Genomic DNA, 26,112 nt, shown 5'->3' on the forward strand with positions numbered 1-26,112 from the left:
GATTAAGAATTTGTTGAATAAAATTTAACATTTATATAATTGAGAAGTGGAAATAAAATCAATGGAATAAAAGCACCCACAAGCCCTCCTACCAATAAATCTGTTGGAAAATGAACACCTACATAAATACGACTATATGAAACGAATATTGCCCAAAAAAACAAAAATAGGCATAGAATCCGCCTTTTTGAATGATATTTATTTAATAAAATATACATTGAAGAAACCAAAGCAAAACAATTGGCTGCATGACTAGAGGCAAATCCATATTGCCCACCACAATCACCAACTACGTGAACTAAATTTTGAATTAATGGGTCATGGCACGGTCGAAACCTTTGAAAATATGGTTTCATAAATCCCGATGTAATTCGGTCAGCTAATCCAACCGAAATGATTACAAACAATAAATTTCGCCAAGTATTGGTTTTTAGTTCCGTAAAAATAAAGTAAATGATGTACAAGTAAAGCGGAATCCATGTAAATCGGTAAGTAACCCAAAACATTACAACATCCCAAATGTTGGTATGAAAACTATTTAGCCACAAAAACCACTCGTATTCGGCAAATTTTATTGTTTGAATCATCATTTGAGTTTATAAATAACCTAATACACCCCTTACATCATTGATAGTTTTTTCGGCAATTTCTTTGGCTTTTTCTTCACCCGCTTTCAATTTTTCTTCCAGAGCTTCAGTGTTTTGCATGTAATAATTAAAAATTTCTCTTTCTTTTTCAAATTTTCGCCATATTAGTTCAAAAAGAGCTTGTTTTGCGTGCCCATATCCATAACCGCCATTTAGATAATTCGTACGCATTTCTTCAATTTCATTTGGGTCGGCAAGCAATGTAAATAACTTAAATGTGATATCAGTATCAGGATTTTTTGATGCTTCTAAAGGAGTACTATCTGAAATTATTGACTTAATTGCTTTCAAAAGTGGTTTTTCTGGCAAAAATACATCGATGAAATTGTTGTACGATTTGCTCATTTTTGTACCATCAGTTCCAGGAATCACCATAACATTTTCATCAATTAATGCTTCAGGCAAAATCAGCACTTCCCCATAGGTACGGTTGAAGGCTGCAGCAATATCTTTCGACATCTCAAGGTGTTGGCGTTGGTCCTTACCAACAGGCACAAAATTAGCTCCATAAAGAACAATATCTGCCGCTTGTAAGACTGGATAAGTAAAAAGTCCAGCATTAATATCAGATAATCTATCAGATTTATCTTTAAATGAATGGGCATTAGCCAACATTGGAAACGGTGTTTGGCAATTCAAATACCACATCAATTCAGTATGATAACCAGCCAAACGAGACTGACGATAAAAAAAGTTTTTTTCAGCATCAAAACCACAAGCCAACCATGCTGCAGCTACAGCTCGAGTATTTTCTTGCATGATTTTTGCATCCTTAATTGTTGTCATCGAATGCAAATCCGCAATGAATAGAAATGATTGATTATCAGGATTTTGAGACAGTTTGATTGCAGGCAAAATTGCACCTAAAATATTTCCGAGATGAGGTCGACCGCTTGCTTGTATGCCTGTTAATATTCTTGCCATATATCTATAAGTAATAAAAAATATTGTAATTTACCACAAAAATAGACATTTTTACCAATGCTGACCCATCATACGCTTCAATTTTTAACATACCTTCAAGAAAATAATAATCGAGAATGGTTTCAGTCCAATAAAAAAGATTACGAAAAGCTAAAGGAAGAATTTGAAGCTTTATGTCAAGATATTTTATCTGGTTTAACATTATTTCAAGAAGATTTGATTAATACGAAAGTAAAGGATTGTATTTTCAGGATTAATCGAGACGTTAGATTCTCAAAAGATAAATCTCCTTATAAAAATTATATATCTGCAGCATTTGGTCCAGGTGGCAGACATTCAAACAAAATTGATTTTTATATTCAAATTCAACCCGATGCAACTATTCTTGGTGGTGGAATGTGGGCCCCAACCCCTACTCAACTAGCTAGTTTCCGCCAAGAAATCGACTATAATCCTGCGATGTTGAAAGGCATAATTGAAGATGAAAGTTTTAATAAATATTTTAATGAAATTCATGGTGAAAAAGTAAAAAAAATGCCAAAAGGTTATCCGATTGACCATCCAGATATTGAATTATTGAAATATAAACAATTATTTTTTGTTCATCGCTACAAAAATGATGAGGTTTTTAATCCCACTTTTGCTAACGAAATTGTAACAGGTTGCAAAATCTTAAAACCGTACCTTGACTATGTAAACCATTTATTTTTTGAAGAGAACAACTAAACTATTGGCTACCAATGTAGTCCAAATCAAAATAACTATTTTATGAGTAACCCTTATTCTCAATCAAGTACACGAGCAGAAATCAATACCTATAATGGTGAATGGACTAAGGTACAGATCTGTCATTTATTAAAGCGAACCATGTTTGGAGCGACAGTTGAAGATATTGCTTATTTTAAAGAAAAGACCCTTGACCAAACTGTTGATGAATTGCTTCAAAATCAAGATTTGCCTTTACCCCCACTCAATTATTATGAAACGGCCGATTATAAAGATCCACAAGGAATCAAATTTGGAGAAACTTGGGTAAATGCCGCTTTTGGTGATGGAACAGTCAATTTCAAAAGAAATTCGGCTTACAAATATTGGTGGATAATGCAAATGCGAACTCAAAAGAGAAGCATTCGTGAAAAAATGATTTTGTTTTGGCATAATCATTTTGCTACGGAAGTAGATGTAATTAATGATGCTCGTTATGCATATTTGTATAATCTAGTTTTGAGAAAAAACGCTCTAGGAAACTTTAAGGACTTCGTAAAAGAAATCACGCTTGACCCTGCGATGCTCAAATATCTTAATGGTCGATACAATACCAAAGATGCCCCCGATGAAAATTATGCCAGAGAATTACAAGAACTTTTTACTATCGGGAAGGGTTTTGATGCGAAATTTACAGAAGATGATGTGAAGGCTGCCGCCAAGATTTTGACAGGTTTTAGAATTAATTCTGATACAAAAACTTATTCGTTTAGTGCATCAAAACATGATACAACTGATAAAAAATTCTCTGCTTTTTATAACAATACCGTTGTCAAAGGTATTTCTGGCGAAAATGGTGAAAAGGAATTGGACGAATTGTTAGCCATGATATTTAAGGTTGATGAAGTTAGTAAGTTTATTTGCAGAAAACTGTATCAATTTTTTGTTTATTATGATATTACTACAACTGTCGAGAAAAATGTAATCGAACCCTTAGCAAAAGTTTTTAGAGAAAATAATTACGAAATAAAACCAGTCATTGCTACGCTTCTTAAAAGTCAACACTTTTTTGAACCAAACTTTTATGGTGCAATAATCAAAAGCCCTCTCGACTTAGTGATTGGAACTTTAAGAGAATTTAATGTAGAATTTCCTTCGACAAAAACAAATCTTTATGAATATTATAGCTTGCACGGAGATATGATGCGACAAGCAGAAGGAATGCAACAAGCAATTGGTGAGCCACCAAATGTGGCTGGTTGGCCTGCTTACTATCAAGCCCCAAATTTTCATGAAATTTGGATTAATTCGGATACTTATATTAAAAGAAACCAATTTACAAATACGATTATAAAAAATGGATTTCCTAAAAATGGCCTACGAATGCAGGTTGATGTAATAGCTTTTGCTAAAAAATTAGAAAATCCAAGTGACCCAAATAAGCTAGTTTCGCAGTCTATTGAAATTTTATTTAAAACTGCAGTTTCATCTGATTTAATAAAACAATTAGTGAAGGATATTTTATTGAGTGGCCAATCAAGTGATTACTATTGGACTGAATTATGGGACAAAATGATTCAAAGTCCAACCGATAAAACAACACTACAAATGGTAACAAATAGATTACGAGATTTATATAAATACCTTTTAGGGATGCCCGAATACCAATTAAGTTAGAAAACAAATTTTCCTAATTTCAATTCATCAATATCACAAAGTTCAATGAAACGGAGAGAATTTATACAGAATACATTTACTGGCTTATTAATGCCAGCCTTAATAAACGGGCAAACATTTAGTGTTTTTAACCAAGTAGATACAAGTAGCATTGCAGATGACCATGTTTTGGTTGTCATTCAACTTTCTGGTGGAAATGATGGTTTAAATACAGTTATTCCAATCGACAAATATGGTTTATACAAAAATGCAAGAACAAATATTGCCATTCCTGAAAACAAACTATTAACAATTCCGCAAAGTAATGTTATTGGCTTGAATCCGAATATGACGGCACTGCAAAAAATGTTTAAGGAAGGAAAAGCATCAATAATACAAGGTGTAGGTTACCCAAATCCAAATTTTTCACATTTTCGAGCTACAGATATTTGGAATAGTGCCTCTGATGCCAATCAAATCGTCAATAATGGCTGGATAGGAAGATATTTAGCCATTGAAAATCCAAATTTTCCTACTGGTTATCCAAACGCAAAATTCCCAGACCCTTTAGCCATGCAAATCGGCTCATTGGTTAGTACTGCTATGCAAGGGCCAATACAAACAATGGGAATGTCGATTTCAAATACCTCAACTTTTTATAACCTTGTAGCCAACAAAGTAGAAACGACACCCGATACATTGGCTGGAAAAGAATTAAGATATTTGCGACAAGTTGCAAGTCAGACCAATTTATATGCCAATGTTATTAAAAATGCTGCGGCGAAAGTTAGCAAACAATCTGCCTACCCAGACACAAATTTGGCGGCAAAACTCAAAATTGTAGCTCAATTGATTGGTGGAGGTCTGAAAACAAAAATTTATTTCGTAAACATGACTGGCTTTGATACACATAGTGAACAAGTGAATCAAAGCGATACGACCACCGGGGTTCATGCAGAACTATTAAAAGTTCTTTCTGAAGCAATTAGTGCATTTTCAACTGATTTAACAAATCTTGGTGTTTCCAAGAGAGTTTTGGGAGTAACTTATTCAGAATTTGGTCGTCGAATAAAATCAAATGCTAGTGGAGGAACTGACCACGGTGCTGCTGCTCCAATGTTTATGTTTGGCGATTTAGTTAATTCAGATGTTTTAGGTAATACTCCAGACATTTCCACCAGTCCAACTGGTAACGACAATGTTAATATGCAATATGATTTTCGTTCAGTTTATGCATCCATTTTGGCAAACTGGTTCTGTCTTGATAGTTCATATCTTGATGATGTACTTTTGAAAAACTTTCAGCCTTTACCATTAATAAGCGGGCAAGCTTGTGGAAATATTACCGCTTCTGAGCCATTTTTGAATGAAGAACTCATTAATATTTCGCCAAATCCGTTTATTGATAGCACAAAAATTACTTTTATTAGCAAGGGGGGGCATACAATGATTCAGATTTTTGATAATATCGGCAGAATAATAAGTACACCAGTTGATTCAAAACTTAATGCAGGAAAGCATGAAATAACTATTGATACCAAAAATTTCATTGCTGGAATGTACTTTGCACGCTTACAAAATGGCTCTATTCAGCAGGTGAAACGAATGGCAAAATAATACAAGCACTAACAAGAGATTTAATCAATACAACTTAATATTACTTGGCAAGCTTCTTTGATTTCATTTTCAGTGATAATCAATGGAGGTGCAATTCGCATTGAATTATCGCAATACAAAAACCAATCAGTAATCACGCCTTTTTCAATAGCCTTATCAATGATTTTCTTTAAAATATCAAAACTTTCAAATTCGACTGCTAGCATTAAACCCTTACCTCTAACTTCTTTTATTTTCGGATGAATCAATAAATCTTTGAATAACTGAGATTTTTGTTCAATTCCTGCTAACATATTTTCGTCAAAAATAGCATTTAGAGTGGCTAGAGATGCTGCACAACTAACAGGATGACCGCCAAAGGTGGTAATATGTCCTAAAATTGGATTATCTTTCAAAACAGACATAATTTTATGTGAAGAAATAAATGCTCCAATTGGCATCCCTCCCCCCATTCCTTTGGCACAAAGTAAAATATCAGGATACACACCAAAATGCTCATAAGCCCAAAATTTACCTGTTCTTCCAAAACCTGATTGTATTTCATCAAAAACCAATAAAGCTCCCTCCTCCGTACATTTTTTTCTTAATGCTATTAAATATGCTTCCTCCGCAACTCTAATACCTGATTCGCCACCTACTGGCTCAAAGAAAACTGCCGCCGTTTTTTTAGTGATTTTTTCTAAATCCATGAAATCATTTCTTTCAATCTTTTGAATCGAAGGTAATAATGGGCGAAAATTTCGTTTAAAATGCTCATCTCCTAATGACAAAGCACCTTGAGTAGAACCATGATATGATTTATTAAAAGCTATAATTTCAGTACGATTTGTAAATCTTTTTGCTATTTTCATTGCCCCTTCTACAGCTTCTGTTCCGGAATTTGTAAAATATACATTATCAAGATTTGTCTTAACTAATGTTTTTACCAGTGCTTCTGCCAGTTTTACTTGTGGAGACTGAATATATTCCCCATAAACCATTAGGTGCATGTATTTATCAACTTGATTCTTGATTGCTTCCACTACTTTTGGATGACGGTGGCCAACATTACTTACAGCAATTCCAGAAATCAAGTCCATCATTTTTATCCCATTTCCATAAAGATAAATTCCTTCGGCCTTTTCGATTTCTAATGCAAGTGGAAAATCTGAAGTTTGAGCAACATTTTGGAGAAAAAGTTGACGATTAGTCATATCTATTTTTTTGATTTTTATGCAAATTTGGCACAAAAAAAACTCGCATGCAAAGCCCGCGAGTTTTAAGTACTAACCTATTATTTATGAGTCGTTAATTACTCCTTACACTAAACTTTTAATGTAATCCTTCAGAATTTTAAATTTCTTTAAATTTGAAACATTTAAATCTACTCTTCAATATCTTTTACATTAAAAAATGCTGATTAACATTAAAGTATCCACGAAAATAATATTTTTTTTTTTTGTTTCAAACGACATGAGACAAAACACCGTAATTCTGCGACTATGCTTATTTACTACCTATTCTTCGCAATAATTCATCAGAAAACTGCTCACTTACAGGTATTAAATGTGGCCCAATACTAATTTTTAGATTTCGGATAGATTCAATTTTATTGAGCGAAACAATGTATGATTTATGCACTCTCATAAAAGGCAACAAAGAAAATTTTTCTTCAATACTTTTCATCGTCATTCTTGTTATGATTGGTCTTGGCTGCGTATTGGTATAAATTTTAATGTAATCTTTAAGTCCTTCAATGTACAAAATATCAGCATATTTTACTTTTACAAGCGAATATTCGGCATTTACAAAGAAATGTTCCTCAACATTTATTCTGGGTGTATGAACATTATTTTTCAATTGCAATAATTCATTTGCTTTATTGCAAGCTTTTAAAAATCGTTCAAATGAAACTGGTTTCAAGAGATAATCTACCACATTCAAATCGAAGCCTTCAAGTGCATATTGGTCATAAGCTGTAATAAAAATGACCATTGGGTTTGAAACCATGCTTTTGAGAAACTGTACACCAGTAATCCCAGGCATTTGAATATCCAAAAAAATCAAATCAATATTTCTGTTTTCAGATTTTTCTTTTTGTAATAACTCAATTGCTTCAAAGGCATTTCTGCACCTTCCTACCATTTCCAAATAGGGTACTTGAGAAATATTATCTTCAAGTAAATCTAGAGCCAATGGCTCATCGTCAACTGCAATACAACGCATTTTAGTAGGAAGCGTAATACGCTTATTATAAGGTTAATAATAGGAATTGATGAACATATCAAATCAATTTGGATATGCTAAACAATCAGTTGAAAATTTAAACTTTCTATTTGAAATTCAATTTTAATTCGATGGTATATAAATTATCATTTTCAGAAACTTTAAGCTCATATTGTTTAGGATAAAGCAGCTCTAATCTTCTTTTTACATTGTTTAAACCAATGCCAGAAGCCCCATCTTTTGCTTCTTTTTTATCAGAACTATACTTATTAGAAACTTTAAACAATAATTGATTAACAGTAGTTTCCAATTCAACTGAAATGAATGGATTCTCTATTAGTCCAACACCATGTTTAAACGCATTTTCAACAAATGGAATCAAAAGCATTGGTTCAATATTTTTATTTTCATAAGTAGTTTTGGTTATAAATTCAATATTTACATAATCCCCAAATCTAATTTTTTGTAAATCAATGTAGTTTGATAAATATTTGATTTCATTATCAAGCGAAATTTGTTTGTCATCTTTTTCATAAAGCATATACCTCAATAAGTCTGACATTTTAAGCAAAACTGGCTCAACTAAATTTGATTTTTTCCGATTTAAAGAAACTAAACTGTTCAACAAATTGAACATGAAATGAGGTGAGATTTGTGAACGCAAAAACGAAAGCTCCGATTTTAATCTTTCATTTTCATTTTCTCGTTGAATTTCTTGTTGTTTTTGATAATCCGAAAAAAAACAATATGATGCACTTATTCCAAAAACATACAAATATTGAATAAACGCATTTACATAAAACAAACTTTGATTAATATCATTTCCGACAAAAGTCACTCTTACAAAAAAACGTCCAAAAAGCAATATTACAATCACGGCAACTAAGGTCAAGAAATACCTAATCGGTTGACGCTTATAAATTTTAGGAAATAATATTTGGGAGTTTAGGTAAAATAAAAAAATAGAAGAAATTGAAACGTATGCCCAATATGTTGGATTTGTATAAGGATTTACTTGAGTTCTGGCAGAATCACGTTGAAAAGCATTAATTAATGGTAATGTCGTATATCCAAGCCACATAATGATGTGCAAGAATATATATAAATATCTATTTTTAAACATAGGTTTAGGTTATCTTTCACAATGTTAAAAATTTACAAGTAAAGTATAAGTTTTATAAGATACACTAGTATTTTACATAGACAAAAATACTTTTTAAAGCGACAAAAGCCTTCATTCGATTATGAAGGCTTTTGATAAATGCTTTATTATCCATTGTTATCATCCACAAATCTAACACAAAATGCCGCAATTAATAAGCTAACGCCACCCGCGGCAACCACGTACATTGGTGCTTCAATTGAGCCTTCTCCAAAAATTGATTGAACTATTTTTCCTAAAAAAAGTGAAGCGAGAATTTCTGGAATAACAATAAAGAAATTAAAAATACCCATATAAACTCCCATTTTATTTGGCGGTAATGCTCCTGACAAAATGGCATAAGGCATAGAAAGTATTGATGCCCAAGCGATCCCAACTCCAACCATTGAAAGTAAAAGCACGTATTGATTGGTAATAAACAAAACAGAAATAAGTCCAATTCCACCACAAATAAGAGCAACTGTATGCACAAATTTTCTACTTGTCTTTTTAGCAATTACAGGAATCATGAATGCTACTAAAAAACAAACCACCGAATAAGTTGCAAAATTTACACCATTCCATTCTCCACCAGCTCTAAACTCTGGTGAATCGGCCGAAGTTGCACCGAATATATGGTAAGAAGTCATTAGTCCAAAGAAAATCCACATACAAAACAATCCAAGCCAAGTAAACATTTGTACAACAGCCAGTTGTTTCATAGTTTTTGGGATGCTTCCAACTGAACCAATTAATTCTCTAAAATAGCCTACAATTCCCTTGTTATCTTCTTTTTCCTTTTTGAAAGCCTCCATATCTTCTGGCGGATATTCATTCGTTGTAAAACAAGTATAAAGAACCGAAATCAAGAAAATAATAGCCCCTAATTGAAAAGCGTATTTAGTTGTCAATGAAATTCCACTTTCTGTTGTGCCAATTACGCCCATTTTACTAAATATGAATGGCAATAAATTGGCAAATGTTTGACCTAAACCAATAAAAAATGACTGCATCGCAAATCCAGCCGTTCTTTGACTAATATCAAGTTTATCAGCAACAAATGCCCTGAATGGTTCCATTGAAACATTGATACTTGCATCTAAAACCCAAAGTAATGTAGCGGCCATCCATAAAACCTGTGAATCTGGCATCAAAAAAAGACCAATTGAAGCTAATATAGAACCAACCAAAAAATAAGGTCTTCTTCTTCCAAATTTAGTCCAAGTTCGGTCACTCATTGAGCCAATTAGCGGTTGAATCAGAAGTCCAGTCATCGGGCCAGCTAACCAAAGAATCGGTATTTCGTCAGGATTAGCTTTTAATTGGGCATAAATACTACTCATATTAGCCAATTGTAATCCCCATCCAAACTGGATTCCGAAAAAACCAAAATTCATGTTCCACAATTGCCAAAAAGAAAGTTTTGGTTTGGCTTTACCGCCATCTTGCTGAATTGTTACTGCTGCCATATTGTAGGTTAAAGTTAAGTTTGGCAAATTTTTTAGCCCGCCACAAAGCTATTGAATAAAAAATTGAATCATTATTTCATTTCAAAAACCAAAACACTATTTGGAGCTAAATTTACTCTTAGCGATTCTTTAGTTGAAATTGCTTTGGTTTGTTGGTTAATTATTTGACTATTCAAATCTTTTTCGAATATTGCCTTGTTTGTATAGCTTACAGGAACTTTAGTGTCAATTTTCATCATTTCCCATGCTCCTTGTGGAATAAAAACAGTTGTTGAATATGATTTTTCCAAGTCAAAGTTGCAAATAAACAACAATTTTTGATTATCTGTGAATCTGAGATAACTAAATATTTTTTTATCATTATAATTTACAGATTGTCCATTTCCATTGACATACTGTAAATCATAAAATTTTCCTTCCTTTACTGCTTCATTTTCATGAACAAATTTCAAAATATTGGCATAAATTTCTCTAATTGATTTTTGCTCATTAGTCAATTTACCACCATCATAATTATGATTATTTACCCAGTTCTGAAACTCTGTTACTCCCCAATAATCAAACATGGTTGTTCGGCCATCTTCACCACTAAAACCTTCAGAAACGACTGGTTTAACTCCTACTTCCTGTCCAAAATACAACATGACAGGCCCTGTATGCAAAGCTGCACTCACAACCATTGCAGGAATTGCTTTAAATGGGTCATCGGCGAATTGTCTAGATGCAATGCGTTGTTCGTCATGGTTTTCCAAAAAACGCAACATTCTATTAGAAAAATCACCCGATTCTTTCTGCCAAACACTCGTGATATCATTCGCATTACCTCCGCCTTCCATTAATCTTCGTAAGGCATCATAAAGGCCCACTTTATCATACAAATAGTCAAATTTTCCTTCAAAGATATATTGTTTATAGGTTTGTGGATTGTAGATTTCAGCAATGAAAATAACATCTGGATTTATTTTTTTTATTTCTGGAATCACCCAACCCCAAAACTCAAAAGGAACCATTTCGGCCATATCACATCTAAAACCATCAACCCCTTTTTTTGTCCAATAAGTCAAAATATCACGCATTTTCAACCAAGTACTCGGAATCGGGTCAAAATGTTTTCTTCGATTATCTAAATAATCAACGCCATAATTCAATTTAATCGTTTCAAACCAATCATTAATACTTGGTCTTGCCGAAAAAACATCATTTCCAGTGGCTTTCGCAGGAGATTCGTAATAGCTATTTTTAACTTCAACTGGTGGGTTTACTCCATCAGGTACTACAAAATCTTGATTTGGCAAATAATAAAAATTATTATAGTTTGCAAAAGTCTTTCTTTTGTCGTCTTCCTCACCAAAATCTTTGATTCCCTTCGGTTTTTTATCCGAATGATAACTTCTTGCAACATGATTTGGCACACAATCAATCAGTACTTTTAAACCATTTTTGTGGCTACGCTCAACCAAAGCCTCAAATTCCTTCATCCGATTTTTAACATCAACCGCTAAATCGGGGTTTACATCATAGTAATCTTTAATGGCATACGGCGAACCCGCAATTCCTTTCACAACTAATGGATTATCTTGAGGAATACCAAATTTTGAATAATCTGTCATTGTTGCGTGTTCAATTACACCTGTGTACCAAACGTGCGAAACACCAAACTTTTTAAGTTCTTGCAAAGCTTTATCATTGATGTCGTTAAATTTTCCAGTACCATTTTCTGAAATTGAACCATAAAATTTGTTGGTAGTGTTTAGGTTACCAAACAAACGCGTGTAAATTTGATAAACTACTAATTTGTCAGTTTTAGGTAAGTTAGATTTTTCTTTGGTCATTTTTGGTAATTTTTGAGCTACTGCAAAATGGCATAATGCCACAAAAACAATGGCGATTTTACTATTCATTATATTTCAGGTTAAAGTTAGTTTCAAATCTAAACAGTATTTTTTTATGAAAAAATAGTTTGTTTGTGTTATTTTGCCTTAGAAACGAAATACTTTAATAAAATGAAAATTCATAAAAACCTCCTCCTTCTTGTTTTAGTACAATTAGGCTTGTTTACTCATTTATTTGCTCAAAAACCTGACATTCAACGTATTAACCCTACAAATTGGTGGGTTGGAATGCACAATCCAAATCTTCAAATATTGGTTTATGGCAAAAACATTGCTACATCAAAAGTTTCGTTAAAAACCTATAATGGCGTAAAACTAAAAAAAACACAAACGACCGAAAATCCAAATTACATTTTTGTAGATGTTGAAATTTCAAAAATTGCAAAAGCAGGCAATCTTCAATTTACATTTACCAATAAACAATCATCGGTAAATGTTTCTTACGAATTAAAAACTCGTTCGGCTCATCCGCAAGCAGTTTCACAGGAAGATGTTGTCTATTTGATTATGCCAGATAGATTTGCTAACGGCGATGAATCAAATGATAAATATGACAACATGAACGATACTCAAGTCGACCGTAAAAGTCCTTGGTTGCGTCATGGAGGCGATTTACAAGGAATCATCAACCACCTTGATTATTTCAAAGAACTAGGCGTTACGGCTCTTTGGCTTACCCCAATTATTGAAAACAACACACACCAGAGCAATGAAGGTGGTACAATGAGAAGCTCTTATCATGGCTATCATTTTACTGACCATTATCAAATTGACCGTAGATTTGGTGGAAATAATGCCTATCTGAAATTAATCAATGAAGCACATAAAAAAGGCATTAAAATTGTACAAGATGCAGTGTACAACCACGTAAGTGAAGACGCATGGTTGGTTAAAGATTTGCCAGCAAAAAATTGGTTGCACAATTGGGATAAATATACCAATACATCCTATAAAGACCAACCGCTTTATGACATAAATGGATCTAAATTTGACAATAAAATTACTGAAGAAGGTTGGTTTACGGCATTTTTACCTGATTTAAATCAAAAAGAGCCACTTTTGGCAAATTATTTAATTCAACATGCACTTTGGACTGTCGAATATTTTGGAATAGATGCCTGGCGAATTGACACATATATCTATAACGATATGGATTTTATGAATCGTTGTAATAAGGCTATTTTGGATGAACATCCGCAAATGTTGCTTTTTGGCGAATCAGCCGTGAATACAGTCATTGGCCAGTCATATTTCACTAAAAATAACTTAAATATTCCGTTTAAATGCAATTTGCCTTCAAGTTGTGATTTTCAGGTTCAAGGAGCAATTAATACAGCTTTGAAAGAAAACTTTGGATGGAATGAAGGCGTAAATCGTTTGTACCAAACTTTGGCTCAAGATATTGTTTACCAAAATCCAGAAAAACTTGTACCATTTGTAGAAAATCATGATACCGACAGATATTTCTCAGTAATTGGTGAAGATTTTAATAAATATAAATTAGGTTTAACTTGGCTTTATACCGTTCGTGGAATTCCACAAATGTATTATGGCACTGAATTTTTGATGAAAAACTTCAAAAATCCAACTGATGCGGAGGTAAGAAAAGATTTTTCTGGTGGATTTAACGGTGATTCAGGTAACAAATTCCTTCCATCAGGCAGAAATGCACAAGAAAATGCAGCGTTTGAATTTAACAAAAAACTGTTGAATTACCGTAAAACATCAGAGGCTTTGACCAAAGGTAAATTTATGCAATTTACTCCGTTTGACAATGGCGTTTACGTATATTTTCGTTATACTGACAAGCAAAAAGTAATGGTTGTGAGCAACACTAAAATTTCAGAAACAAGCTTTTCAACAGAAAATTTTGCAGAAATAATGAAAGGGACCAAATCAGCAAAAAATATTATGACTGATGAAGTGTTGAATGATATTTCAACTTTGAAAGTGCCTGCAATGACAGCAATTATTTTAGAATTAAAATAAAATTTACCAAAGAAAAAACATATAATGATTAAAGCTTTTTTATTTGATTTAGACGGCGTTATCGTCGAAACAGCCATTTTTCATTACCAAGCGTGGCGACAAATGGCCAATGATTTAGGTTTTGATATTTCAGAAGAGTTCAATGAAGGTTTAAAGGGAATAAGTCGAATGGATTCGTTGAATCTAATTTTACAACACGGCAATATTGAGCTTTCTGAAGAACAAAAACTAGCATTGGCCGCAAAGAAAAATGATAATTATTTGACATTAGTAAGCAAAATGACTCCCGATGATATTTTGCCAGGTGTTAAAGAGTTTTTTGAACAAATTAAGCAAACAGAAATAAAAATTGGTCTAGGTTCGGTCAGTAAAAATGCTAAAATGATTTTAGAAAGAGTTGATCTTTTAGATGATTTTGATGCAATTATTGATGGTACGAAGATTTCAAAAGGAAAACCTGACCCTGAAGTTTTCTTAAATGGAGCTACTGAACTAGGTTTTTCACCTTCAGAATGCATTGTTTTTGAAGATGCTGTTGCAGGAGTTGAAGCAGGGAAAAATGCAGGAATGAAAGTAATAGGAATTGGCCAAAAAGACATTTTAAATAAAGCCGATATCGTTTTACCTGGTTTTGAAGGAATAGAAATAACACAACTTTTAGAAAAACTAAAGAAATAGTAGCGTGTATGAAAATAGTTTTTGCTGTATTTTCTCTTATAATATCCACCACTTTTAAGAGTTTTTCACAAGTAGATTATTTCCTACCTGATCCTTGGCCAAATGCTTTGGAATTAGCAAAGGCAAAAAATCAGATGTTAGTAGTTTATTATAGTTCTGAATCTGAAAAATGTAAATTATGCAATGAATTAGATAAAAATATTTTTTCAAATTCTAATTTAATGGATAAACTTTCATCAAAAGTTCTTTTTTATAAGTTTTCAATAGAAGCTAAAAAAAATGATAAAGAACTAGAAAAACGGTTAAAAGATTATAACGCTAGCACGCCATCTTTGCTGTTTTTTTTGCCAAGTGGCGAAGTAATTCATCAAGTAAAACTAATTACTTCGGATTTTGATTTGGAGTCAATGTTTGAATCTGTCAATCTTAGATGGGATACCTATAAAAGAAATATCGCAAATTATCAGCATTACATTCAAAACAAATCAAATCCAGAGGTTGTTAAAAATTTCATAACAATTTTATTGGAGCGTTCTCCAACAATTTATTTAAATCATCTAATAAAAGAGTACTTGGTTTTGCTTAAAAAAGAAGAAATTGTTTCAGATGAAACCATAGATTTGACGTTAAGAAGCATTTATTATCCGGATGATGAACTGAATGAGTTTCTTTTCCTCCAATTACAACAATCAGCAGAAAAAGGAAATCTTTATTTTCAATATGCTTTAAAAGAAAAAATTCTTTCAACACCAATTCAAGCCATCACTCGTGGTACATTAGAAAGCAAATTAAAACTTAAAAAGGCAATTAATATTGCGAACAGATGCAATCAAATTGCTCCAAATTTTAGTAATAAAGGGAAGCAAATTTTTGATTTGTATTATCATTCAACGGCAGCCAATAAAATTAGATTTATGAAGTTGGCAAAAGCCTATTATCATGAAAAAGATATTAATTTTGATAAACAAGAATTAGCTTTGAAAGATGCAGTTTTTTATAAAAAAATTCTTGATAATATTGCCAGCGACACTACTATTTCAGATTTAAAGAAAAGTATTATGGCAGCGAAAAAAAATTATTTTTCAAACGTTCAGGCATCAAACTTAACTTTTATTGCTAAAACAATTTTATTTCAGCAAAATCATCCTAAAAAAATTGAAGTTGGAATAAGATGTGCAAAAAAAGCAGTAGAATTAGCCCCAAATACAGATAGAATGGCCACTTATGCACTTTTATGTGATAAAAATGAACGATACAAGATAGCTTACGAAATGCTTTTGTCGGCGATAGAAACAGAAAGTTCAACCGATGATAAAATTGGAAGCGACATTTCTCGGCAAGCTTATAACACATTTTTGAAAATTCAAAAAATGATTCCAAGTGAATATTGATATTAAAAAACAAAATACTTTACCTATAAATTAAGATGGTTTGAAACCATCCAAATAAAACAATGAAAAACTATATTACGCATCACGAATGGTGCATTGTGGAAACAGGTTTTCATCCTGAACACAATGAAATTACTGAAAGTTTGATGAGTTTGGGCAATGGCCGAATGGGCGGTCGTGGTAACTTTGAAGAAAAGTATTCAGGAAAAACACTTCAAGGAAATTACGTTGCTGGAGTTTGGTTTCCTGACAAAACTCGTGTGGGTTGGTGGAAAAATGGTTATCCAAATTACTTTGCAAAGGTAATTAACGCTTGCAATTGGACGGGAATTGACATTGAAATTGACGGCGAAATACTTGATTTGAATACAACTAAAGTGCTCGAATTTAGTAGAACTCTAGATATGCAAACAGGAGTTTTGGATAGAAATTGCTTAGTTGAATTATCTAATAATAAAATTCTAAAAATTCATTCGCAAAGATTTTTGAGTTTAGTTGATGATGAATCTGGTGTAATAAATTACTCAATCACACCAATCAATTTCTTTGGAACTGCGAAAATTACAATTTCTTTAGATGGAGATGTTTCAAATAAAGATTCAAATCATGGAGAAAAATTTTGGAATGAAATAAGTAAAGAAACGGCTCATAGTGAGGGATACTTGACCCTTGAAACTAAAAAATCTGCTTGGGAAACAGTACCTACTTTTCAAGTTTGTACTGGAATGAAATTCGACGTTTTCCAGAATGAACAATTACTCGATTTTCAAACGCTTCCTATCAAAAAAGAAAAATATGTTGCGAATGAATTTAAGCTTAATTTGGAAGAAGGGCAAGAAGTTTCGATTATTAAATTTGCAGCAAATTTATCTTCTGAAAATTATTCAATTGATAAATTAGAAGAATCAACCAAAGCGTATATTCAAAAAATTAGTAAAAAAGGGTTTGAAATAATGCTTCAAGAGCAAAAAGCTGCTTGGGCAAAGAAATGGGAAGGAAATGATATTCAAATTGAAGGAGATGTAGCAGCTCAACAAGCCATCCGTTTTAATATTTTTCAATTACAACAAACATACACAGGAGAGGATGCTCGATTGAATATTGGACCAAAAGGATTTACAGGAGAAAAATATGGTGGCGTAACATATTGGGATACCGAAGCTTATTGTTTGCCATTTTACTTATCAACTTCTGAACAAAAAGTAGCCCGAAATTTATTAGTTTATAGACATAATCATCTTCAAAAAGCCATTGAAAATGCCGAAAAATTAGGATTTTCTGGTGGAGCTGCCTTGTATCCGATGGTAACAATGAACGGTGAAGAATGTCACAACGAATGGGAAATTACATTTGAAGAAATTCATCGAAATGGAGCAATTGCGTATGCAATATTTGATTATATCCGTTACACAGGTGACGCAAAATACCTTGAAGAATACGGGCTCGAAGTACTTACAGGTATTTCAAGATTTTGGTCTCAACGTGTCAACTGGTCAGCTGATAAAAATAAATATGTAATGTTAGGTGTAACAGGACCAAACGAATACGAAAATAACGTAAACAATAACTGGTACACAAATTATTTAGCTAAATGGTGTTTGACTTATACGATTGAATGTTTAGAAAGCTTGAAAAATGAAAATCATCACAAATTTCAAGAAATAATTAGTAAAACACAGCTTGATTATACAAATGAAATAAATAAATGGCAGCATATCATCGAAAATATGTATTTCCCATTTGATGAAGAACGCCAAGTTATTTTACAACAAGATGGCTTTTTGGATAAAGAATTATTGACCGTACAAGATATTGCTGCCCATAGACCTATCAACCAAAAATGGTCTTGGGATAGGATTTTGCGTTCATGTTTCATTAAGCAGGCTGATGTTTTACAGGGAATGTATTTCTTTGAAGAAGATTTCACAATAGATGAATTACGAAGAAATTTTGATTTTTACGAGCCAATGACTGTGCATGAATCTTCACTTTCGCCATGTGTACACGTAATTCATGCAGCACGATTAGGTAAAAAAGATAAAGCATACGAAATGTATGTCCGTACTGCCCGTCTTGATTTAGATGATTATAACAATGATACCGAAGATGGTTTACATATAACCTCAATGGCTGGAACTTGGCTCTCAGTTGTACAAGGTTTTGGCGGAATGAGAGTAAAAAATGGCAAATTATCTTTCGAACCATTTTTGCCTGAGCAATGGCAAGGATTTTCTTTTAGAACTGGTTTTAGAGGAAATTCATTGAAGGTTTCTATTAATCAAAATCTAATTGAAATTGAAAATTTATCTGCCAATTCAATTTCAGTTCAAGTATTTGGAAATGAAGTGACAGTTCCTGCATTTAATACGCAAACAATCGCTTTTTAATAGTAATACTAGAAAACGAAGAAGACTGTCGAATTGAATTTTGACAGTCTTCTTCGTTTTCACGGTACTTAATTACATCCCCCAATTTCAGCTTTAAAAATGGTTCCATTATCTGCTTTAAAACCAGCCTTTAATTCAATACTTTTGGCTTGAAAAGTAGCTCTCGTGCCAATCCCAGTAATTTTATTTGTGGCTGTAATATTTGCAGTTGGATAAACTGAAGTAGTTGCTGAAGCTATCTTTGTAATATTACCGCTAGAAATGTCATCACCGGCACTGGCGAGCGTTAATATTAAAGGACAATTATTGATTGTAACAGTTGCAATTGCTCGTGTGTTACTTGTACAGCTATTTATTGAACAATCCGCAAAGTAAGAAGTAGTAATTACCAAAGGTGGAGTTGTAAAACTTAAACCCGTCGCTAAAATGGTAGTTCCTGTATTTGAACTATACCATTTCACAGTTCCTACACAACTGGTTGCGGTGAGTGTAGCTGTTTGTCCAGGAAGTTTTGATACACTTCCTACCGAAGGAGCATTTGGAATCAAATTAACAGTTGCAATTGCTAATGCTCTTGTACTAACACAACTATTAATAGTACAATCTACATAATAATTATTTGTGTTTGATAAAGTCGGTGTTGTAAAAGTTGAAGAAGTACCTAAACTTGAACCACTGTTTAATGAAGCATACCAATTATATGTTCCTGCACATCCAGATGCTGATAAAGTTAAAGTTCCAGTACCGCAACGACTAGCACCAACAGTTACTGGTACAGAAGGATTTGATTGACAAATGATATCTACCAAAAATTCTTCTGTTTCTCCGTAAGTGTAAGAACCGCATGGATTTGTTGGGGCCGAAAAGAAATTAGAAACAACCCTCATTCTAGTTTGGGTTTTTGTCGGACTATCCAGCGGAACAGTAAAAGACCCTGTTATTGGAGCGGAAGTTGCCGTAGAAGTTGTAAATACTTTTTCTGTAGTCTCAAAAATACCATTCTTATTATAATCTATCCAAATTGCTGCTTGAATGTCATTACCCCCTATCCAAAGTGGATTTAATGTTATACTATAAGAATTTCCAATGATAAGTGTTCTTACAGTATTAAATCGAAAACTATAACCACCATCAGATGCACAACCTGAACTTGGATTATAATTTACTCCACCAATAATTACATCGTTTAGACCAATAGCGTAATTATTACAACCTGTTGTATGATTTATCGTACAATAAACGATTGCTGGTGTCGAGTTAGTACTAAAATTACTGGTAACATAAGGTGAACAATTGGCCTTTACTCTCCAAATATATGCAGTATTTTGAGTCAAACCTGTTAATTGAACTGAATTTGAATTACTTGTTATCGTTTCCCAAGTTGAAGATGTAGTGGGTCTATATTCTATCGTATATGGCCCTGCAAATGATTCCCAAACTAAAATTACACTCGAATTATAAACTTCAAGAACACTCAAATTTGTTGGTGCAACAGCATTGCCCATACAGTTTTGGGTTCGATTTCTGATTAAATTTCCTGGCAAAATTCCAAAACCATTGCTAAAATTTATTCCATAACTAGTCAAATGGCAGTAACTCATTATCGTCCCACCATTTACTGGAGTTGGTCCACTCGAACAAGAACCCTCTGGAGAAACACAATTATCAATCGGTCCTCCAATCCATGAGCAACTTTGAGTATGAGGTGAACCAAAATTATGTCCCATCTCATGGCTTACTACTTCAACTTCCCAACTAAAAGTCGGTACGTTATAAACTTTATTTCCAATATTTGCACTTATTCCTTTACCTTTATTGCACAAAACATCTAAATAGGCCACCCCACCTCCTAAAGAACGTCCTGAAATTAAATGAGCTAAATCACCAGTAAAAGTATTTCCGACTTGCGTACTAAATGCATTTAACATAGCACTAGTGGTAGTGGTTGAATTGTAAGGGTCGACTATATCCCATATTTTAAGCTGCGAAATCTGAATTTCGATTCCTTCATTTGCATAAAGAACAGCAACTTGTGCAAAAAGAGCATTGACAAAATTTGTAGTTGAAGTTATATTAGAAGAATTAGCAAGATAAATTGCATTATCCGCTTCAAAATAAATCTGAACAGCACGGCAGGCGACATTATTTAAAAGGGTTGACTGAACTTCATTATTGAGCATCATTTTTAGATCTTCATCTTTTACTCCACACTCAAACGATGGTTTTTCAATCAAATCCTTATCATTATATAAAATATAATTGTTTGAATCTCTTAATTTCCCTAAAATATAATTTCCATACTTATTAGAAATTATCCCACATATTTCGCCATTCGCAATACTTATTGAAACCAATGATTCTTTATCTCCTTTTATAATTCCTTTATAATAAATGCCTCTTTCAACTAGAATTTCTTGGTTTGACCCATTAACAACCTTAAAATTATTACCAAAAATATCTATTTGAATCAGTTCTAAATCAAAATTATTTGTAAAAGAAAATGGAACAGATAAATTTAGTAAGGCAGGTTTAGTGCTCTCAATTTGGCGTAAATCTGCTGCATTAGCATTCAATTGTAAAGAGGTATTATTAACAGAGAATGAATTGCTTACGTTTGTTAAAGAAGTTGTAATGTTAAAAGGTGAAAAAAAAGTTGCATTTATCTGACTTTTAAAACTATTTATTTGGTTAAAAACTGTTTTTTGGGCAGAAATTCTTAAAGTAACAATTAATAGCAAGCAGGTGAAAAAATATTTATTCATTAAATTTTATAGTTTTTTACAAAACTATTTTATTTTAATGTAAATAAAATCAGTAAGGTATTATTTTTATTTTAAGGTTATACCTATGTCTGAATCACGCCAACATTATATCTTTTAGTAATAGGAGCATGATTAGCTGCCTCAATTCCCATTGAAATAATTTTACGAGTTTCCAACGGATCTATCACACCGTCTGTCCAAAGATTTGAAGCCGCAAAATAAGGACTAAGCTGTGAGTTATAGCGGTCAGTGATTTTATCTAGCAATTCATTCTCTTCGATTTCATCAATAACAATTCCTTTTGATTTAAGAGTTGCTGTTTGTATTTGTACCAAAGTTTTCGCTGCCGACGCACCGCTCATAACAGCCATTTGTCCTGTAACCCAAGAATAAATTAATCGTGGGTCATAAGCCTTTCCACACATGGCATAATTTCCAGCACCATAAGAATTTCCAACAATAAAAGTAAACTTAGGAACAACTGAATTGGCCATCGCATTGACCATTTTAGCTCCATCTTTTATTATTCCGCCATGTTCAGAGCGGCTACCAACCATAAATCCAGTCACATCTTGCAAGAAAACCAGTGGAATTTTTTGTTGATTACAATTCATAATAAAACGAGCAGCCTTATCTGCCGAATCTGAATAAATTACTCCACCCATCTGCATTTCGCCTTTTTTACTTTTAACAATTTTTCGCTGATTTGCTACAATCCCAACCGCCCAACCATCAATTCTTGCGAGGCCGCATAAAATAGTTTGTCCATAACCTTTTTTATATTGGTCAAATTCAGAATTATCTACAATTCTTTCAATAATTTCAACCATATCATACGGTTTTCCACGGTCAGCTGGAAGAATTGAATAAATTTCATTAGGGTCTTTTATAGGTAAAAACGATTCTTTTTTATCAAAACCTGCTTTGTCAAAATGACCCATTTTATCAAAAATATTTCTTATTTCATCCAAACATGCTTCATCATTAGGAAATTTATTATCAGTAACCCCCGAAATTTCGCAATGGGTTGTTGCTCCGCCTAAAGTTTCATTATCAATATCTTCACCAATCGAAGATTTTACCAAATATGAACCTGCCAAAAAAACCGAACCACTACCTTCAACAATCAATGCATAATCTGACATTATTGGTAAATAAGCCCCACCCGCAACACAACTACCCATAATGGCAGCCACTTGTGGAATTCCAATGGACGACATCTGTGCATTGTTTCTAAAAATACGACCAAAATGCTCTTTATCTGCAAATACTTCCGATTGCAGTGGTAAATATATGCCTGCGGAGTCAACTAAATAAACGATTGGGAGTCTGTTTTCCATAGCAATTTCCTGAGCCCTCAGGTTCTTTTTTGCAGAAATTGGAAACCATGCACCTGCCTTAACAGTGGCATCATTTGATACAATTACACACATTTTACCACTCACAAAACCTATAATGCACACACAACCACCATTAGGGCATCCACCCTCTTCTTCGTACATCCCATCTCCAGCAAATAATCCAAACTCGATATATTTAGTATCTTTATCAATTAAATATTCAATTCTCTCACGAGCAGTTAATTTCCCTTTGGCTTTATGGCTTTGTATTTTCTTTAATCCTCCGCCCATTTTTAATTGCTCATACTTTTCTTTTAATTCCTGCAATAAATTCTCAATTGTTTGCATAATTCTGGTTATATTTCGATGATGAAGCAAAATAATGATAATTTTTCATTGTTTTAAACAATTTTTACAAAGATGATAAATAGTTGTCAAAACAATGATTAGTTTTGCAATTAAATTATCAACAAACATAAAAATTATGAATCTAATTGAAATTGAAACGGCAGAACATACTGAAATGATTCGCCAAAGTGCCAAAGACTTTGCAGAAAATTACATTCGACCACAAATAATGGAATGGGATGAAAAACAGATTTTTCCTGTTGACCTTTTTCATAAAATGGGAGATTTTGGTTTTATGGGCGTGCTTGTCCCAGAAATATATGGAGGCTCAGGTTTGGGTTATCAAGAATATATTACAATACTTGATGAAATTTCAAAGGTTTGTGGAGCAATTGGGCTTTCTGTTGCTGCTCATAATTCGTTATGTACGAATCATATTCTAACTTTTGGGAATGAAGAACAAAAACATAAATACTTACCAAAATTAGCTTCGGGAGCCTGGGTTGGAGCGTGGGGATTAACAGAAACTGGTACAGGTTCAGATGCTGGTGGGATGGCTACTACCGCTGTTGAAGATGGAGATTTCTTTGTTTTAAATGGCTCTAAAAATTTCATCACGCATGCAATCAGCTCTGATGTATCTGTTGTAATTGTACGAACAGGACAAAAAAGTGATTCTCATGGGATGACGGCTTTAATTATTGAAAAAGGTACTCAGGGATTTTCTTCAGGAAAAAAAGAAAATAAATTAGGAATGAGGGCAAGTGAAACCGCATGCTTATTTTTTGATAATTGCAGAGTTCATAAAGATAATGTAATCGGTAATATTGGTGAGGGATTTGTTCAATCATTAAAAATTTTAGATGGAGGACGCATATCAATAGCCGCACTTTCACTTGGAATTGCCAAAGGTGCTTATGAAGCAGCATTAAAATATGCTCAAGAAAGAGAACAATTTGGCAAAGCTATTTTTAATTTTCAAGGAATTAGCTTTAAATTAGCCGAAATGGCCACCAAAATTGAAGCCGCCGAATTATTGACACGAAATGCTGGAACATTAAAAAATCAAGGCAAAAAAATGACAAAAGAAGGTGCTATGGCTAAACTTTTTGCTTCAGAAACAGCTGTAGAAGTAGCAACCGAAGGTATTCAAATTCATGGAGGTTATGGTTATACAAAAGATTTTCCTGCTGAAAAATATTACCGAGATGCCAAACTTTGTACAATCGGTGAAGGCACGTCAGAAATTCAGAAAATTGTCATTTCCAGAGAAATTTGTAAAAATATTTAATTTTTCATGAAACTCATCGAATGTCCTCGTGATGCCATTCAAGGATTGCATCAAATAATTTCGACCCAAAAAAAAATAAAATATATCAATTTATTACTTGAAAGTAATCTTTTTGATACAATCGACTTTGGTAGTTTTGTTTCGCCAAAAGCTATTCCACAAATGGCTGATACAAAAGATATTGTAAAAAAATTAAATATTAGTCAATCAAAGTCAAAACTTTTGGCCATTATCGCTAATGAAAGAGGTGCAAACGAGGCTTGTCAATTTGACGAAATAGCCTATTTAGGTTATCCTTTTTCGATTTCAGAAACTTTCCAAATTAGAAACACAAATGCTACTATTGAAGAGTCGCTTGAAAGAGTAAATGCCATTCAAGAAATTTCTCAAAAAGCTAATAAACAAGTAGTTATCTATATTTCAATGGGCTTTGGTAATCCTTATGGGGATGAATGGAATGCTGAAATTGCCTTAAAATGGATTGATAAATTAAGCATTCTTGGCATAAAAATCTTTTCTCTTTCTGATACAGTTGGTATTGCACAACCATGTTCAATTAAGTATTTATTTGAAAACTTAATTCCTAAATATCCAGATGTAGAATTTGGAGCTCATTTGCATTCAACACCAAACACGTGGAAAGAAAAAATTGAGGCTGCATTTAGTGCTGGATGTACAAGATTTGATGGAGCTTTTCTGGGGTATGGCGGTTGTCCGATGGCTGATGATGAATTGGTTGGCAATATGGCAACCGAAAATTTGCTTGATTTTTTTCAGCCAAACCAACATTTGAAAAAGATTAATGAATTAAAAATAGCATTTCAAGAATTAATAAACTAATGTTTTTTACAGAATCAGACATCCAGCAATATTCTAATGTTACGTTTAAATTGATAGAAACCCATCAAGAAGGAAATCTATTTAATATAACGCTCAACAGACCTGAAAAACGAAATGCCTTCACTCCTACTATGCTGCAAGAATTGGCTTTTGCGTTGGCATTTGCTCATTATAATAAAGAAATTTGGTGTGTTTTAATTGAAGCGAAAGGCTCAATATTTTGTGCAGGAATGGACTTAATGGTTTTTCAAAATCCACTTTTAGATGTAGAAAACACAACTTTACCAAAACCATTGAAGGAAATTACACTTGGAGATGCATTCAAATTTCTAGAAAAACCTTGTATTGCCAAAGTTCAAGGAAGTGTTTTTGCAGGTGGATTTTTGATAATTGGTGGTTGTAATTTTGTAATTTCGGTCGAAGATGTCCTTTTCGGTTTACCTGAAGTCAAAAGAGGTATTTTTCCAATGCAGGTGATGGCAACATTATTTAAAATTATGCCTCAACGCAAAGCTATTGAAATGGCAATTCTAGGAAAAAATTATACCGCTAACGAAGCTTATAGTTTAGGCTTAGTAACTCAAATTTCGACGAAAGAAAATATTGAACACGACACTAAAGAATTGATTAGTAGCATTTTAGAAAATTCACCTTTGGCAATTAGTAAAGGTCTTGAAGCAATGAATAAATTGCAAAATTTACCAGAAAATGAACAACATCAATATCTTTTAGGCATTTTGCAAGAAATCAAAAATTCGATGGATGCTAAGGAAGGGATTTTAGCTTTTAAGGAAAAGAGAAAGCCCAATTGGCTAAATAAATAAAAAAAA

Annotated in this window: 19 protein-coding genes; 10 read left to right on the plus strand and 9 right to left on the minus strand. The window is 33.0% G+C overall.

Annotated features, from left to right (window positions below):
• Nucleotides 1-2: 2 nt before the first annotated feature.
• Nucleotides 3-587, minus strand: a complete 585-nt coding sequence (locus MJQ71_RS05835) for a phosphatase PAP2 family protein (protein WP_238805372.1) — start codon at nt 585-587, stop codon at nt 3-5.
• 9 nt (nt 588-596) lie between these two features.
• The gene (trpS, locus tag MJQ71_RS05840; RefSeq protein ID WP_238805374.1) at nt 597-1,571 is read right to left on the minus strand and encodes a tryptophan--tRNA ligase; all 975 of its coding nucleotides are present in this window, start codon (nt 1,569-1,571) and stop codon (nt 597-599) included.
• A 57-nt stretch (nt 1,572-1,628) separates the two neighbouring features.
• Here trpS and MJQ71_RS05845 point away from each other — a divergent pair, with 57 nt between their 5' ends.
• From MJQ71_RS05845 to MJQ71_RS05855, 3 genes are read left to right on the plus strand one after another with little or no spacing between them, the layout of a single operon-like run.
• Nucleotides 1,629-2,297: a DUF2461 domain-containing protein gene (locus tag MJQ71_RS05845; protein WP_238805376.1), complete on the plus strand. Its 669-nt coding sequence runs from the start codon at nt 1,629-1,631 to the stop codon at nt 2,295-2,297.
• Nucleotides 2,298-2,339: 42 nt separating this feature from the next.
• The gene (locus MJQ71_RS05850; RefSeq protein ID WP_238805378.1) at nt 2,340-3,953 is read left to right on the plus strand and encodes a DUF1800 domain-containing protein; all 1,614 of its coding nucleotides are present in this window, start codon (nt 2,340-2,342) and stop codon (nt 3,951-3,953) included.
• 45 nt (nt 3,954-3,998) lie between these two features.
• Entirely contained in the window at nt 3,999-5,549 is a 1,551-nt protein-coding gene (locus MJQ71_RS05855; RefSeq protein WP_238805380.1) for a DUF1501 domain-containing protein, read from the plus strand.
• Nucleotides 5,550-5,569: 20 nt separating this feature from the next.
• Here the strand turns inward: MJQ71_RS05855 and MJQ71_RS05860 are convergent, their stop codons facing one another.
• The 5 genes from MJQ71_RS05860 to MJQ71_RS05880 form a co-directional block, all read right to left on the minus strand.
• Nucleotides 5,570-6,742 (minus strand): aspartate aminotransferase family protein, encoded by a 1,173-nt coding sequence (locus MJQ71_RS05860; RefSeq protein WP_238805382.1) that lies wholly within the window; start codon nt 6,740-6,742, stop codon nt 5,570-5,572.
• A 292-nt stretch (nt 6,743-7,034) separates the two neighbouring features.
• Entirely contained in the window at nt 7,035-7,754 is a 720-nt protein-coding gene (locus tag MJQ71_RS05865; protein WP_238805384.1) for a LytR/AlgR family response regulator transcription factor, read from the minus strand.
• Between the two features lie 106 nt (nt 7,755-7,860).
• Nucleotides 7,861-8,877, minus strand: a complete 1,017-nt coding sequence (locus tag MJQ71_RS05870) for a sensor histidine kinase (protein ID WP_238805386.1) — start codon at nt 8,875-8,877, stop codon at nt 7,861-7,863.
• Nucleotides 8,878-9,023: 146 nt separating this feature from the next.
• On the minus strand, nt 9,024-10,364 hold the full coding sequence (locus tag MJQ71_RS05875) for an MFS transporter (RefSeq protein ID WP_238805387.1): 1,341 nt from the start codon (nt 10,362-10,364) through the stop codon (nt 9,024-9,026).
• Between the two features lie 71 nt (nt 10,365-10,435).
• On the minus strand, nt 10,436-12,265 hold the full coding sequence (locus MJQ71_RS05880) for an alpha-amylase family glycosyl hydrolase (RefSeq protein WP_238805389.1): 1,830 nt from the start codon (nt 12,263-12,265) through the stop codon (nt 10,436-10,438).
• Between the two features lie 102 nt (nt 12,266-12,367).
• On the opposite strand from MJQ71_RS05880, the gene MJQ71_RS05885 reads away from it, so the two are divergent.
• The 4 genes from MJQ71_RS05885 to MJQ71_RS05900 all read left to right on the plus strand — a co-directional run bounded on the left by MJQ71_RS05885 (nt 12,368) and on the right by MJQ71_RS05900 (nt 18,701).
• Entirely contained in the window at nt 12,368-14,245 is a 1,878-nt protein-coding gene (locus MJQ71_RS05885) for an alpha-amylase family glycosyl hydrolase (protein WP_238805394.1), read from the plus strand.
• 24 nt (nt 14,246-14,269) lie between these two features.
• Nucleotides 14,270-14,923 (plus strand): beta-phosphoglucomutase, encoded by a 654-nt coding sequence (gene pgmB / locus MJQ71_RS05890; protein WP_238805395.1) that lies wholly within the window; start codon nt 14,270-14,272, stop codon nt 14,921-14,923.
• Nucleotides 14,924-14,931: 8 nt separating this feature from the next.
• Nucleotides 14,932-16,314, plus strand: a complete 1,383-nt coding sequence (locus MJQ71_RS05895) for a thioredoxin fold domain-containing protein (protein ID WP_238805396.1) — start codon at nt 14,932-14,934, stop codon at nt 16,312-16,314.
• Between the two features lie 62 nt (nt 16,315-16,376).
• Complete coding sequence (locus MJQ71_RS05900) at nt 16,377-18,701, plus strand: family 65 glycosyl hydrolase domain-containing protein (RefSeq protein ID WP_238805403.1); 2,325 nt, start codon at nt 16,377-16,379, stop codon at nt 18,699-18,701.
• A 68-nt stretch (nt 18,702-18,769) separates the two neighbouring features.
• On the opposite strand, the gene MJQ71_RS05905 is transcribed toward MJQ71_RS05900, so the two are convergent.
• Together MJQ71_RS05905 and MJQ71_RS05910 are read right to left on the minus strand one after the other, a co-directional pair.
• Nucleotides 18,770-21,463, minus strand: coding sequence for a M12 family metallo-peptidase (locus MJQ71_RS05905; protein ID WP_238805405.1), 2,694 nt, complete (start codon nt 21,461-21,463; stop codon nt 18,770-18,772).
• A gap of 83 nt (nt 21,464-21,546) precedes the next feature.
• Nucleotides 21,547-23,151: an acyl-CoA carboxylase subunit beta gene (locus MJQ71_RS05910; RefSeq protein WP_238805410.1), complete on the minus strand. Its 1,605-nt coding sequence runs from the start codon at nt 23,149-23,151 to the stop codon at nt 21,547-21,549.
• Between the two features lie 136 nt (nt 23,152-23,287).
• Here MJQ71_RS05910 and MJQ71_RS05915 point away from each other — a divergent pair, with 136 nt between their 5' ends.
• From MJQ71_RS05915 to MJQ71_RS05925, 3 genes are read left to right on the plus strand one after another with little or no spacing between them, the layout of a single operon-like run.
• Entirely contained in the window at nt 23,288-24,442 is a 1,155-nt protein-coding gene (locus tag MJQ71_RS05915; RefSeq protein WP_238805411.1) for an acyl-CoA dehydrogenase family protein, read from the plus strand.
• 6 nt (nt 24,443-24,448) lie between these two features.
• Nucleotides 24,449-25,282, plus strand: a complete 834-nt coding sequence (locus tag MJQ71_RS05920) for a hydroxymethylglutaryl-CoA lyase-like TIM-barrel protein (protein ID WP_238805412.1) — start codon at nt 24,449-24,451, stop codon at nt 25,280-25,282.
• The gene (locus tag MJQ71_RS05925) at nt 25,282-26,106 is read left to right on the plus strand and encodes an enoyl-CoA hydratase/isomerase family protein (RefSeq protein ID WP_238805413.1); all 825 of its coding nucleotides are present in this window, start codon (nt 25,282-25,284) and stop codon (nt 26,104-26,106) included. The genes MJQ71_RS05920 and MJQ71_RS05925 overlap by 1 nt, the downstream gene beginning before the upstream one ends.
• Nucleotides 26,107-26,112 lie beyond the last annotated feature (6 nt).

Origin of the sequence: Emticicia aquatica (assembly GCF_923079645.1) — a bacterium.
Taxonomy (GTDB): Bacteria; Bacteroidota; Bacteroidia; order Cytophagales; family Spirosomataceae; genus Emticicia; species Emticicia aquatica.